Origin of the sequence: Limosilactobacillus avistercoris, assembly GCF_014836425.1 — a bacterium.
GTDB lineage: Bacteria > Bacillota > Bacilli > Lactobacillales > Lactobacillaceae > Limosilactobacillus > Limosilactobacillus agrestimuris.
The window spans coordinates 81,644-95,680 of record NZ_JACSQW010000004.1 but is presented as its reverse complement, the minus strand read 5'-3'; the positions used below and the strand labels follow the sequence as shown (position 1 = coordinate 95,680).

General features: G+C 40.1%; 15 protein-coding genes and 1 riboswitch. All 15 genes read left to right on the top strand.

Annotated elements, in window-relative coordinates; genetic code table 11:
- Nucleotides 1-77: 77 nt before the first annotated feature.
- The 15 genes from pyk to H9564_RS02515 all read left to right on the top strand — a co-directional run bounded on the left by pyk (nt 78) and on the right by H9564_RS02515 (nt 14,006).
- Complete coding sequence (gene pyk / locus H9564_RS02585) at nt 78-1,499, top strand: pyruvate kinase (RefSeq protein WP_191683992.1); 1,422 nt, start codon at nt 78-80, stop codon at nt 1,497-1,499.
- A gap of 152 nt (nt 1,500-1,651) precedes the next feature.
- Nucleotides 1,652-2,548 (top strand): CvfB family protein, encoded by an 897-nt coding sequence (locus tag H9564_RS02580; protein WP_191683991.1) that lies wholly within the window; start codon nt 1,652-1,654, stop codon nt 2,546-2,548.
- Nucleotides 2,532-3,410 carry a tyrosine-type recombinase/integrase gene (locus tag H9564_RS02575; RefSeq protein ID WP_191683990.1) on the top strand — a complete coding sequence of 293 codons (879 nt, stop codon included), beginning with the start codon at nt 2,532-2,534 and terminating at the stop codon, nt 3,408-3,410. The genes H9564_RS02580 and H9564_RS02575 overlap by 17 nt, the downstream gene beginning before the upstream one ends.
- 18 nt (nt 3,411-3,428) lie before the next feature.
- Nucleotides 3,429-3,788 carry a reductase gene (locus tag H9564_RS02570; protein ID WP_191683989.1) on the top strand — a complete coding sequence of 120 codons (360 nt, stop codon included), beginning with the start codon at nt 3,429-3,431 and terminating at the stop codon, nt 3,786-3,788.
- Complete coding sequence (locus H9564_RS02565) at nt 3,778-4,560, top strand: segregation and condensation protein A (protein ID WP_191683988.1); 783 nt, start codon at nt 3,778-3,780, stop codon at nt 4,558-4,560. Before H9564_RS02570 ends, H9564_RS02565 begins: the two co-directional genes overlap by 11 nt.
- Nucleotides 4,538-5,170, top strand: coding sequence for an SMC-Scp complex subunit ScpB (gene scpB, locus H9564_RS02560; protein WP_191683987.1), 633 nt, complete (start codon nt 4,538-4,540; stop codon nt 5,168-5,170). The genes H9564_RS02565 and scpB overlap by 23 nt, the downstream gene beginning before the upstream one ends.
- Nucleotides 5,142-5,864 (top strand): pseudouridine synthase, encoded by a 723-nt coding sequence (locus tag H9564_RS02555; protein WP_191683986.1) that lies wholly within the window; start codon nt 5,142-5,144, stop codon nt 5,862-5,864. The genes scpB and H9564_RS02555 overlap by 29 nt, the downstream gene beginning before the upstream one ends.
- Before the next feature lie 157 nt (nt 5,865-6,021).
- A riboswitch (FMN riboswitch) is annotated at nt 6,022-6,139 on the top strand.
- Between the two features lie 112 nt (nt 6,140-6,251).
- Nucleotides 6,252-6,833: an ECF transporter S component gene (locus H9564_RS02550; protein ID WP_191683985.1), complete on the top strand. Its 582-nt coding sequence runs from the start codon at nt 6,252-6,254 to the stop codon at nt 6,831-6,833.
- A gap of 147 nt (nt 6,834-6,980) precedes the next feature.
- A complete protein-coding gene (locus H9564_RS02545) occupies nt 6,981-8,012 on the top strand; it encodes a helix-turn-helix domain-containing protein (RefSeq protein ID WP_191683984.1) in 1,032 nt (343 codons plus the stop codon).
- Nucleotides 8,013-9,479 (top strand): RecQ family ATP-dependent DNA helicase, encoded by a 1,467-nt coding sequence (locus H9564_RS02540; RefSeq protein WP_191683983.1) that lies wholly within the window; start codon nt 8,013-8,015, stop codon nt 9,477-9,479. It begins immediately after the preceding gene.
- Nucleotides 9,480-9,542: 63 nt separating this feature from the next.
- Nucleotides 9,543-10,112, top strand: coding sequence for a LysM peptidoglycan-binding domain-containing protein (locus tag H9564_RS02535; RefSeq protein WP_191683982.1), 570 nt, complete (start codon nt 9,543-9,545; stop codon nt 10,110-10,112).
- A gap of 19 nt (nt 10,113-10,131) precedes the next feature.
- Nucleotides 10,132-10,818: a (d)CMP kinase gene (gene cmk, locus H9564_RS02530; protein ID WP_191683981.1), complete on the top strand. Its 687-nt coding sequence runs from the start codon at nt 10,132-10,134 to the stop codon at nt 10,816-10,818.
- 72 nt (nt 10,819-10,890) lie between these two features.
- Nucleotides 10,891-12,126 carry a 30S ribosomal protein S1 gene (rpsA, locus tag H9564_RS02525; protein WP_191683980.1) on the top strand — a complete coding sequence of 412 codons (1,236 nt, stop codon included), beginning with the start codon at nt 10,891-10,893 and terminating at the stop codon, nt 12,124-12,126.
- Nucleotides 12,127-12,210: 84 nt separating this feature from the next.
- Entirely contained in the window at nt 12,211-13,524 is a 1,314-nt protein-coding gene (gene der / locus H9564_RS02520; RefSeq protein ID WP_191683979.1) for a ribosome biogenesis GTPase Der, read from the top strand.
- 206 nt (nt 13,525-13,730) lie between these two features.
- Nucleotides 13,731-14,006: an HU family DNA-binding protein gene (locus H9564_RS02515; protein WP_003717019.1), complete on the top strand. Its 276-nt coding sequence runs from the start codon at nt 13,731-13,733 to the stop codon at nt 14,004-14,006.
- Nucleotides 14,007-14,037: the final 31 nt, after the last annotated feature.

Sequence of the window (14,037 nt, the reverse complement as noted above, 5' to 3'; positions counted from 1 at the left end):
CTATCATAAGGCTGTGCAAATGAGGTATGCAAATGCAAACCGCAGTTGATGCATAAATGCAAAGGAGAGATTCATTTATGAAGAAAACCAAGATTGTAAGTACACTTGGTCCTGCAAGTACAGATGTTGACACCATCGTTAAGTTGATTAATGCTGGTGCAAATATTTTCCGGTTTAACTTCTCACACGGTGACCACCCAGAACACTTGGGACGGATGGAAAACGTTAAGAAGGCGCAAGAAATTACTGGTAAGCACGTTGGTTTAATGCTTGATACCAAGGGTGCTGAAATCCGGACTACTGTTGAAAAGGAAGGCAAGATCAACTTTAAGATCGGTGACAAGGTTCGTATTTCCATGGATCCTTCAATTGAAGGTACCCACGAAAAGATCGCTGTTACTTACCCAGGCCTTTATGACGATACTCATGTTGGTGGCCACGTTCTTTTTGATGATGGTCTTATTGACATGTTAATCGATGAAAAGGATGAAGAACACAAGGAACTTGTTTGTCACGTCCTTAACAATGGTGTTCTTGGTTCTCGGAAGGGTGTTAACGCTCCTGGTGTTTCTATCAACTTGCCAGGAATTACTGAAAAGGATAGCAGTGATATTCGTTTCGGTTTGGACAACAAGATTAACTACATCTCAGCTTCATTCGTTCGTAAGGCTCAAGATGTTCTTGATATTCGTGAACTCCTTAAGGAAAAGAACATGGAAGATGTTCAAATCTTCCCTAAGATCGAATCACAAGAAGGTATCGACAACTTCGAAGAAATCATTGAAGTTTCTGATGGTTTAATGGTTCCTCGTGGTGACATGGGTGTTGAAATTCCTGCTGAAAATGTGCCAATCGTTCAAAAGCACATGATCAAGCGTTGTAATGAATTAGGTAAGCCAGTTATTACTGCTACCCAAATGCTTGACTCAATGCAAGAAAACCCTCGTCCAACTCGTGCCGAAGTTTCTGACGTTGCTAACGCTGTCTTTGATGGTACTGATGCCACTATGCTTTCTGGTGAAAGTGCTAACGGTGATTACCCTGTTAAGTCAGTTGCAATGATGAACGCTATCGATATCAAGGCTGAAAACCACCTTTGGGAATTCGGTACTGAAAAATTTGACTGGGACAAGTCAGACGTTACCGAAACTATCGGTTCAGCTGTTGCTAATGCAGCTAAGGACTTAGATATTCACACCATTGTTGCCTACACTGCTTCAGGCTACACTGCTAAGATGATTTCTAAGTACCGTCCTAACGCTGATATCGTTGCTCTTACTCCTAATGAACGGGTAGAACGCGGCCTTATGATCAACTGGGGTGTTCAACCATACGTTGTTGACGAAATGAAGAACACTGATAAGATGTTCGACTTAGCTGCCAAGAAGGCTGTAGAACTTGGCTTTGCTAAGAAGGGTGACAAGATTATCGTTGTTGCCGGTGTACCTCTAGGTGTTAAGGGTGCTACTAACATGATGCGGATTAAGACTATTGACTAATTAAGTCTTATGAAACTATCAAATTAATTAAAAGCTCTTGTGGAATTCCACGAGAGCTTTTGTTTTTCATAATACTAGTAAAATTACGCTGAGCCGTGTAAAATTAATTATTAGTAATTATGAAATCGGATTAATGAAAGTGGGATTATTTAATGAATTCAGCATTAGGAAAAGTTGTTACAGCAGTAATGATTGATGAAAATGAAAATGATTACTTTATCCAACCTGACCGGAATGGGCAAACGTACCGGCTTCCCAAGGATGAAAGCCCCCAAGTTTTAAATATTGGAGGCCAGGTTCGCGGCTTTGTTTATGAAAATGAGGATCACCAACTTCAAATGACGTGTAAGCATATTCCAACGGTCCAGGTTGATCATTATGATTATGGAACAGTGGTCAGTGTGCGGCGAGATCTTGGGGTATTTGTAGATATTGGTTTGCCAAATAAAGATATTGCAGTATCATTAGATGATTTGCCATCACTAAAGCACCTTTGGCCCAAACCCGGTGATCGACTTCTCCTTTCTTTGCAGGTTGATGATAAAGACCGAATTTGGGGGAAACTTGCTGATGATCAAATTTACCAAGCTATTTCTGTTGCTCCTAATAAACGCCTTTTAAATCGTGATACTTATGCAACTGTTTACCGATTAAAGATGAGCGGTACTTTTGTGTTAACTGATGGTTACCATCTTGGTTATATTCATCCAAGCGAACGTGACCAAGAACCGCGGCTTGGACAACGGGTAAAGGCACGGGTGATTGGCCTTTCATCTCATGGCGGCCTGAATCTCTCCTTAAAGCCACGGGCATACCAGGCAATTAGTGAAGATGCCCAAATGCTTCTGGCTATGTTGGAGCATAACCAAAATCGCCGGTTACCGTATACTGATAAAACGGATCCGACTGTGATTCGTGAGGTCTTTGGAATTAGTAAGGGACAATTTAAACGGGCGATTGGTCACCTATTAAAAGCTGGACTAGTAAAAGAAGAGGACGGCCAATTAATCCTCCTTGAAAAGAAGAATGATAATGCTGGAAACGATTGATCGCTTTATTGATTACCTAGTAACCCAAAAAGGACGCTCACATAATACATGTCAAAGTTATCGTCATGACTTAAAAATGTGTGTTGCTTTTTTTGAAGCCAACGGAATTGGAAGTTGGCAAAAGGTTGACCAATACGCTGTAATTAACCTGATCGCTAAACTGAAACAGGAACATCGTGCTAGTACGACGATTAATCGGACAATTTCTAGTCTTCGTCAACTCTTTCGTTATCTCTTGCGTCGGCATGAAATTCAGGTAAACCCCATGGACTATGTTGATCATGAACATGTGGCACCAAAGAAGCCCCCGATTACATTATCCCAAAAAGAAATTGAACAATTATTTATGATTCCCGATACGACTACTACTAATGGCTTGCGTGATCGGACATTATTAGAATTAATGTATGGAACGGGAATGTTAGTTAGTGAATTGATTAACCTCAAGCGCTCACAGGTTCATCTCGATTTACAAATTCTTCAGCTCCAGGATAATCCCCATCATCAGCGAATTGTTCCTTTAGGAAAAATGGCAGGTGAATGGCTTAAAAAGTATCTGGAGACTACGGCTGATACTTCCAGTGAATATGTTTTCTTAAACGCTCGTGGTCATCAGATGACACGGCAGGGGGTCTGGAAGAACTTTAAAAGGATTGTTAAGGAATCAGGGTTGAAAAAGGATATTACTCTTCAAACCCTCCGCCACACTTTTATTGCTGATCTATTGAATAATGGTGCTAGTTGGCAGGTAGTCCAGACGCTTCTAGGGAGAGAAAGTGGACGAGAAAATTATGAATCATATGTTCATTTTGATTCACAGGAATTAGTGACCATTTATCACCAATGTCACCCACGGGCATAAAATCTCAGGGAGGAAAAAATGTTAGTTCGATACCGAAAAGACTATGAGAAGATCGCAATGGGGCTTTTGTCCTTCCTCCCAGAATTGCGTGATTATGACCAGCTTGCTGATGCAATTAAATCTTCTTTGGATCAGAATTATCAGATTTATCTCTGGAAGGATACAGAAGATAATCATTTTATTGGAATTATTGTTATCGAAGTCGGTAAGGAATATGTCTTGGTCCGCCATATATCATTTACACCAACTGACCGTTCCGGAAAAAATGTTTATGCATTGTTAACGGCAGTTCACGGACAATATCGTGAACGAAGATTAATGGGGACATTAAAGACTCAACCGCTAATTTCAAATTGGGAGCGAAACAATGAAAAGTGAACAAGAAGTAATTCCACGCTATCCCTTTCAACCAACACTTAAGATTGGTGGTTTTGAGGGACCGCTCGATCTTTTACTCCATTTAATTCGGCAATCAAAAATGGATATTTATGATATCCAAATTGAGGAGATTACACAACAATACTTTGATTATTTAAGAACGATGAAAAGTCACCAACTTGAGGTAGCTGGTGATTATTTTGTGATGGCCGCAACCTTGATGAATATTAAAAGCCGATTGCTTCTTCCACAACCAGAGGAAGAAATAGAGGAACAAAACGAAGAAAGTGTTGACCCACGGCAAGAACTAGTGGAACAGTTATTGGAATACCAACGTTACCAGAAGGCAGCTTCACATTTGAAAGATAAGGCTGATTTTCGGCAGGCAGAATATACTAGGCCAGCAATGCATGTTCCGGCTGAAATGATTGCTAAGCATGTTGAACCAGGGGTTACGTTAGGCCAACTTCAGCAAGCATTTGCCGATGTCCTTAAACGTCACCAGTTAACTTCTCCAGTTCACGAAACAGTGGCAGCGGAAAAAGTAAGTGTTGCTCAAAGGATGAACCAGGTTTTTGCAATCGTTAAACAGGCAGCTACGAGGTTTGATGACTTATTTATTGGGAAACGAACCCGTGATGAATTGGTTACAACGTTTTTAGCAATTTTGGAATTAACTAAGCATCAAGCAATCGCTGTACACCAGGAAAAATTATTTGGACCAATTATTTTAGTGGAGGGATCAAAAGGTGAGCAATACCGAGCCAACTAACCTAGCGAAGATTGAAGGGTTACTCTTTATTAGCGGGGATGAAGGAATAACTTTAGGAGATCTCGCAAAAATTACTGGTTTCATGAAACCAGCTGTACTGGAACTACTAAAAAGATTAAAGGAAAGGTATGAAGGTGAGTCTGACTCTGCATTAGTTTTATTAAATAGTGGGGATACATACCGCTTAGCAACTAAGCATGAACTATCACCAGTGATTAAGCACTATTTTGAGGTGCCTTTAACGATTCCTTTGACACGGGTATTATTAGAAGTTTTAGCAATTATTGCCTATCGTCAACCAATTACTCGTTTGGAAATTGATGATATCCGTGGAGTTCAAAGTTCTGCTTCGTTACAAAAATTAATGGCCCGTGGATTGATCAGTACCCATGGACGATTAGAAGCACCAGGGAGACCATTCTTATATGTGACAACGGATAGTTTTTTAGACTACTTCGGCTTATCCTCATTAAAGGAATTGCCACCCTTGGCTGAACAAGAAGATCTTGATTTAAACAATCTGGATGGTGACTTATTTTTAGAAGCTTTACAGGCACGACAAAAACAACAGGAGGAGCAAAATGGAACGTCTACAAAAGGTAATGGCTGAAGCAGGAGTAGCATCTCGCCGGGCTTCTGAGAAATTAATTGCTAGTGGCCATGTTCAAGTTAATGGAAAGACAGTAACGGAGATGGGAATTAAAGTTAGTGAACACGATGAAGTGATTGTCGATGGTGTTCTCCTTCATCGTGAAGCCCATGTTTACTACTTGCTGAATAAGCCTCGTTCAGTAATTACGAGTGCTCATGATGATAAAGGGCGGCGGACAGTTGTTGATATCCTGAAGGAGGAAGGGATTGAAGAACGAGTATATCCTGTTGGAAGATTAGATTACGATACTACCGGAATTTTAATGTTGACTAACGATGGTGACCTTGCCAACCGGTTAATGCACCCAAAATTTGAAGTTGAAAAGACATACATTGCAAAGGTTCGGGGAATTATTAATAATAATGATCTTAAGCAATTGCGGGTCGGGGTAAAAGTTAATGGGCGATTGACGAAGAAGGCTAAAACTCGCCTAATCGAAACCGACCAGAGAAAGAAAACAAGCTTGGTTAAGTTAACCATTCATGAGGGACGTTACCACCAAGTAAAGTTAATGTTTGATGCAGTTCACCACCCCGTTATCAAACTTCACCGTGAAACTTATGGTCCATTAGATCTTCATGGACTCCAATCAGGCGAATTTCGGGAATTGAAACCTGATGAGGTTAAATTACTAAAGAAAATGAGTAAATAGTTATGATACCCGAGGAGGACTAAAAGATTAGGGGCAAAATGGGGCAAAAAAACGGAAAACTACGGAATTTTACGGAAATATAAGGAATGTAGCATTTTGCCTTATCCTTGACAGACCGCTAAATCCCGGGTATTATAATGGTGTAAAATTTTATAGGAGTTGTCTTCAAGGCGCGGTGAAATTCCCGACCGGCGGTATAGCCCGCAACCCATTTCGATGGTTGATCTGGTTTGATTCCAGAGCCGACAGTATAGTCTGGTATGCAGAAGATTCTACTACATTTATTTAAACATGAATGAGAATGCACGTTGCTGACAACCGAGGTTAAGTAACGTGTTTTTTATGTTTAAATATTTTGAAGGCAATCTCGATAGGAGGTTGTTGTCGATGGTTACATCGCATCAAAAGGTTCACCAAATGGTTGGTGTTAGTTGTTTAAGTGCATTGGCGTTTATTTTAATGTTATTTGAATTCCCAGTTTTGCCGGTTGCTCCATACCTTAAAATGGATTTTTCGGACTTGCCGGTACTGATTGGTGGGTTTATTTATGGCCCAGCTGCTGGGGTAATGATTGCATTTTTGAAGTGTCTTATCCATGCTCTAACCCGTGGCTTTTCTGCTGGTGAGTTAGTTGGAATATTGGGCAATTTTCTTTCCTCACTAGCATTGCTATTACCATTTTGCTGGGCTTGGAAACATAAGTCATGGTCATTTAAGCGTCAATTATGGCTAGGAGGAATTGCTTCTACAATTACCTTAGTTGTGGTTATGGCTCTATTAAACTGGTGGGTTCTAACTCCACTTTACATGGCCCTTTGGAACTGGAAATCAACACTACCAATTCCAGAGTTAATTGCTGTTGGTGTTGTTCCTTTTAATTTAATTAAAGGTGTCCTCGTTTCGGCTGTGTTTGCGCTAATAGCTGTTCGACTAAAATCGTGGCTTAATCAAAAACGACTTGAAGAATAATTTGATATTAATAAGCGACCTTTATCTTTGCAATTTGTGAAGTTAAAGGTCGCTTTCTTAGTCTTTAGCAACTTTAAAATGATCACGTTTCTTTTCGGATCATTTTAAATTCTTTCCGTTATAATTAATTAGAGTGGAGAGTGAAAAATGGATAACTTATTAAGGTTCTTTAATGAGCATCAGCCGCGGCGGATTAGGGTAATTGAAAATACGTTAAAAAACCGGCGAACAGTATCAACGCTTTTCTGGGCTAAGCAATACGGACTTCTTAACTGGACGGGAGCTTACCGTTCATTAGAACGTAAGGAATTTGATCATTCAATTAAGAGGTTGGTTAAAGATAATCTAATTCGTCTTGATTCAGCAGGACAAGCACTTTTAACAACTTCCGGAGTGTTGAAACAGGAGGAATTAGTTGATGAAGAATATCAACCACACTTCTTTGATTGGTATTGGTTAGCTAATACACGACGAATTGAACAACGGTTACTTCTCGGTATCCAGGTTGTTTCTGAACTAACATACCATAATCGTTATTATGCACCGTTAACTAATGAATATCATGAACAACAAGTTGTTAAACACTGGCTCTTTAATTGGCGTGGGAACATTGCTAAGCAGCTATTTAAGGAGCTTGAATTGTTTGGCAATTCGCTAGAGAGTGTGGATGAACGATTAGTTAACTATTTCTTTTACTCACTAATTGGTCATCAGATAACTGGTAAAAACGAACTTCAATTTTGTCAGCAGCTCCCCATTCCTAAGGGACAATTACCGATTATTAAGCAAGATGCCCTATTAGCAATTGCAGCTTTTGCTAATAGTTATCAAGGAGCATTATCTCGGTTGTTGGAGGAGTTATTAGCACCAAGCCCGTTGAGTTATAGTGGTAACCAAACTCTATTACTCTACCAACGTGGTTATTCGATTACTCAAATTGCAAAGAGAAGAAAGATTAAGGAAAATACCGTTCGTGAGCATTTGTTAGAAACAGCGATCGTTTATCCTGAGGCCATTGACTGGGAGCGACTTTTACCGGAGACTATCCGACTACAGTTGACTAAACAATATCATGGGCCAATCGATAAATGGAGATTTAATCCAGAGACTGTTCCTGGTGGACCAGCAGCTTTTTATTATTTTCGTCTTTTTCAACTTTATCAGGAGAGAGTAAGGTAAATGATTAGTGATCATCAATTATTAGCAACGTTAAACGCTAAATTCGGCTTCTCGTCATTTCGTGATGGACAAAAAGAAACCGCTAAAGCAGTTTTGGAACATCAAGATACGCTCGCTGTTCTGCCAACTGGGGGCGGAAAATCACTACTTTATCAATTGCCAGGATATTTGCTTCCTGGCTGTGTACTAATCGTCTCGCCACTAATTTCATTAATGCAAGATCAAGTTGAACGCCTACATCGCTCCGGAGAGAAAAAGGTTCTAATGGTTAATAGCCAATTAACCGGTAAGAGTCGTCAGCAGGCAATTCGGCAACTTTCTTCATTTAAGTTTATCTTTACTTCGCCTGAGTCTCTTACTAATCCGGAGATTATTCAAGCGCTAAAGAAAGCTAAAATTTCGCTATTTGTGGTTGACGAAGCCCATTGTATCTCACAATGGGGACCAGATTTTCGCCCTGAGTACCTTCTCCTTAGTGCGATTAGGAAGAACCTCGGTTCACCGACTACACTCCTGTTAACCGCAACCGCAACTCCAGAAGTACGACAAGATATTATCCAAAAAATGGGATTGGAAAAAGCGGCAGTTACTCAAGTGATTCGTTCTGTAAATCGTCCAAATATTTATTATGCTGTTGAGCGTTTCTTATCTGCAAACGAAAAGGAACAATACTTGATTGAGCAGGTTAGTCGGTTAGCTGGCCCAGGAATTATTTATTTTGCTAGTCGAAAATTAGCAAGTCAATTTGCAGAAAAGTTAAACAAAGAAACCAATAAAAACGTTGCCGCTTACCATGCGGGAATCGCACCGCTTGATCGGTACCGGTTGCAGCAGCAATTTATGGGAAATCAGATCCAGTTAATTTGTGCAACCAGCGCTTTTGGAATGGGAATTGACAAGGAGGATATTCGCTTTGTCATTCACTTCCATGAACCAGCAAACTTAGAAAGCTATGTTCAGGAAGTGGGACGAGCTGGCCGTGATGGTCAGCCAAGTTTGGCACTTCTCTTGTATTGCCCAGGGGATGAACAAATTCAGCGAACACTAAATTATATTGACTTGCCAGAAAGTACGCTCTTAGAGGCAGTTAAGAACAAACAACAACCTGCTAGTGTACTGGGAGATAATCATGAACTATTTTCCTTTTACCTAAAGCATGGGTATAACGGGAAAATGATTATAAAAGCATTTAAAAAACGGCAGAAGAATTTAAGCAGTCATTTGGAATGGATGGCTCGTTATATAAACAATACGAAGATTTGCCGACGAAAAATGATATTAGATTATTTTGGTGAGCAGCTTGAACATCCACAGGAGCCATGTTGTGATATTACTGAACCGACGTTAATTCAACGGTTTGAACACCATGGCGGTAAGACAATAAAAGGGCGACAGGCAAGTGTAAAATTAGATTGGCAGGAACAACTTTATCAGTTACTTAATATTAATCACGATAAAGAAAACTAGACATTTAATGATTACTTGCGCTACAATCAGAATGTTAATTTTAAATGAAAAGGAGGGGTAACCATGGGTGAACGACGAGAGGAAAGTCGTGAGGCAAATGACCGGTTATGGGATAAAAAGTTTGCTGATAATGAGGATTTAGGTAGTGATGGACACTTATCACGGACTGAACATCGGCGGCAAAGAGAACATAATTCTACAATTACCACCGTCCTGATTGTTTTAATCATTATTTTAGCAGCAATCCCACTGATATATTGGGTTAACCATAAGCAAACATTAAATCATCCAGTAAGGACCGAGCGGTTAGCAGAGGCTCAATCATCTAAAAAAAAAGCTCAATCAAAAAAACGGGAAACCAGTTCAAGCAAACGAAGCTCTATGAGCTCGTCTAGTGAGACTAAAGGAAGTTCCAGCTCAACAATGAGCAGTAGTTCATCAGTTAGTTCAAGTTCTTCTTCAACGGTGAGTCAGTCATCTTCAAGCATGGCCCAGTATGCAATTGTGCCACGTAATGGAAGTTTATATCGTGTTGCAAGACAGAATGGGATCTCTGTTAATGAGCTGATGCGGTTAAATGGTTTAACCCCCAATGCTCACCTAACACCTGGGCAACGTTTAAGAGTTCGATAATAGATTAGGAGAGGATTAAATGTCGACTGGATTACAAGTCGCTATTGATGGACCAGCTTCAGCAGGAAAGAGTACGGTTGCTAAGCTGGTTGCTAAAAAGTTTGGGTATATTTATTGTGATACAGGGGCAATGTATCGTGCAGTAACTGTAGCAGCATTGCAAGAAGGAATTGCAATGGACGATACAGAAAAGATTGCTGACTTGGCCAAACAGATTAAAATTACGTTTCAACCTGCTGAACCAGAACAACGGGTTTTCATTAATGGTCAAGAAGTAACAAGGGATATCCGTCTTCCAAAGGTTGCAAAGAATGTTTCAGCGGTTGCTGCGATCCCAGCTGTTCGTCAGGAAATGACCAAGCAACAACGACAGATTGCTGCTGAGGGCGGAATCGTAATGGATGGTCGAGATATTGGAACTACAGTGCTTCCCAATGCACCTGTAAAAATTTTTATGGTAGCTACAGCTTACGAACGTGCCCGTCGTCGTTACCTAGAAAATAAACAAAAAGGAATAACAACTTCGAGCCTTGAAGAATTACAACGGGCAATTGAATTGCGGGATAAGAAGGATTCAACCCGTAAGGTATCACCTCTAACTCAAGCGAGTGATGCCATAAGATTAGATACTACTAACCTAACAATTGACGAGGTTGTTGAGAAAATTAGTGAAATAATTAAAAAAACTGAAAAACATTTAGCATAATTACTGGAAATGTTAGCGCCTTTCTAGTAAAATAGTCTTCAGAGTTGATTGTCGCAAGGAGGATTTTTTTTAATGGCTGAAAACAACGAAAACAAAAACGATATGTTAGAAGCTCTCGATAGCATTGAAACTGTAAAAGTGGGTGATGTTGTTAAGGGTGAAGTATTGGCAATTGATGATGATCGCCAAGCTATCGTTGGTATTAAAGACGCAGGGGTTGAAGGTGTCGTCCCTGCTAAGGAATTATCAACCAAGCCAGTTGAAGACATCAATGACGCAGTTAAAGTCGGTGACGAACTTGACTTAGTAGTTATTTCTAAGATCGGTAACGATAAGGAAAATGGTAGCTACTTACTTTCACACCGTCGTCTCGAAGCTCGTAAGGTATGGGATGACATCCAAAAGAAGTTCGATGCTGGTGAACACATTACAGCTAAGGTTACACAAGCTGTTAAGGGTGGCTTAGTAGTTGATGCCGGAGTACGTGGCTTCGTCCCTGCTTCAATGATTACTGATCACTACGTAGAAGACTTGAACCAATTTAAGGGTCAAGAACTTGAATTTAAGATTATTGAAATCGAACCTAGTGAAAACCGCCTTATCCTTTCTCACAAGGAAATTGTTAAGGCTCAACATGAAGAAGCAGCTAAGGAAATCTTTGCTAAGCTTCAACCAGGTGATGTTGTTGAAGGTAAGGTTGCTCGGATGACTAACTTTGGTGCCTTCATTGACCTTGGTGGTGTTGATGGATTAGTTCACGTTTCTGAAATTTCTTATGATCATGTTGACAAGCCTTCTGATGTTTTGGAAGCCGGTCAAGATGTTAAGGTTAAGGTCCTAAGTGTTGACCCTGAACGTGAACGGATTTCACTTTCAATTAAGCAAACATTACCTGGACCATGGGATGATATTGAAGAAAAGGCTCCAGAAGGCAGTGTTCTTACTGGTACTGTAAAGCGGTTGACCAGTTTTGGTGCCTTTGTTGAAGTCTTCCCAGGTGTTGAAGGTTTGGTACACATTTCTCAAATCTCTCACAAGCACATCGCTACACCAGCTGATGTTTTGAAGCCTGGTCAAGAAGTTAAGGTTAAGGTCTTGAATGTTGATCCTGAACGTCAACGTCTTGGTTTATCCATGAAGGCTCTTGAAGAACGTCCAAAGGATGAAGAAAACAACGGTAACGAAAACCGTGGTCGTCGTCGTCCTCGTCGTAACAACAACCGTAACTTCATGAACAACGCCCCTGAAGAAGAAAGTGGCTTCTCAATGGGTGACTTAATTGGTGATCAATTAAAGGGCTTGAAGTAATCGAGACCACATATTAGCTTAGAAAGGGGTATGGCATTTCTGTCATACTCTTTTTATTTCGAATAAGAGAAGGAAGGTGTAAAGATGGCAAATCCTGTTGTTGCAATTGTCGGTCGACCAAATGTGGGGAAGTCGACATTATTTAACCGAATTGCTGGAGAACGAATTTCAATTGTAGAAGATACGCCTGGAGTTACACGTGATCGGATTTATGCCCATGCTGAATGGTTAGGAAAGAATTTTAACTTAATTGATACTGGTGGGATTGAAATCTCTGATCAACCCTTATTAACCCAGATCCGTCAACAAGCAGAAGTAGCAATTGATGAGGCAGATGTTATTGTCCTTGTCGTTGATATCCAAAACGGTGTTACTGATGCGGATGAGCAGGTTGCAAAAATCCTTTATCGTTCTGATAAGCCAGTTGTATTGGCTGTTAATAAGGTTGACAATCCTGAACGACGAAGTGATATATACGATTTCTACTCATTAGGTTTAGGTGAGCCTTACCCTGTTTCTGGAGTTCATGGGGTAGGGGTTGGTGATTTGCTTGATGCGGTTATTAACCACTTCCCTGAGACGGCAGATAACGAAGATGATGGAACAATTCACTTTAGTTTGATTGGACGCCCAAATGTCGGAAAATCATCACTAGTTAATGCCATGCTGGGTGAGAACCGGGTAATTGTGTCAAACGTTGCTGGGACAACTCGTGACGCTATTAATACCCGTTTTACTGCTAAAGACGGCCAAGAATTTACCATGATTGATACAGCCGGAATTCGTAAAAAGGGTAAAATTTATGAAAATACTGAACGATATTCTTTAATGCGTTCAATGCGTGCAATTGATGATAGTGATGTTGTCTTAGTAGTTCTTAATGCTGAAGAAGGTATTCGGGAACTTGATAAGCACATTGCTGGTTATGCTCATGAGGCCGGCTGTGGAGTGATTATTGTTGTTAATAAATGGGATACCATTAAGAACAAGGATCACCGAACAATGACTGATTTTACAAACTTAATTCGGAATGAGTTCCAGTACTTAAATTATGCCCCAATTGTCTTTGTTTCTGCTAAAACTAAGCAACGACTTAATCAATTACCAACAATGATTGAGGATGTTTATAAGCATTGTCGGCAACGAATTCAATCATCAGTTCTTAATGATGTCCTTATGGATGCATTGGCTGCTAACCCAACACCAACCCAGAATGGGCGACGATTAAGGGTTTATTATGGAACCCAGGTAGCAATTCAGCCACCAACATTTGTAATTTTTGTCAATGATCCAGAATTAATGCATTTCTCGTATCAACGATATTTAGAGAACCAAATTCGGCAGGCATTTGATTTTACGGGTACCCCAATTCGGATTATTAAGCGGAAGCGACAATAAATTGCTCGTTTTGGTTATAAAATTCTGAAAAAAAGGGTGAAAAAGCCTATAAACCGCTTGTCATCAAGGTTTCACTATGCTAATCTTAACAATGAAATTATACGAGTTCTTCGTATGTTTCGTTAATTTTGGACCACTCAAAATTAACATTCATTCATTGGTGCAATCGATTATTTGGTTGTATTAAATGTTGGAGGTGAAATTCAATGGCTAACAAAGCAGAATTAGTAAGTAACGTTGCAACTGCAACTGGTTTAACTAAGAAAGATGCTACTGCTGCTGTAGATGCAGTATTTAGCTCAATCCAAGCATCATTAGCTAAGGGTGAAAAGGTTCAATTGATCGGCTTCGGTAACTTCGAAGTACGTCAACGTGCTGCTCGTAAGGGTCGTAACCCACAAACTGGTCAAGAAATCCAAATCCCTGCAAGCAAGGTACCAGCATTTAAGCCTGGTAAAGCTTTAAAGGATGCTGTTAAGTAATTACGGATTACTTGATAATAAAAAGGACCGT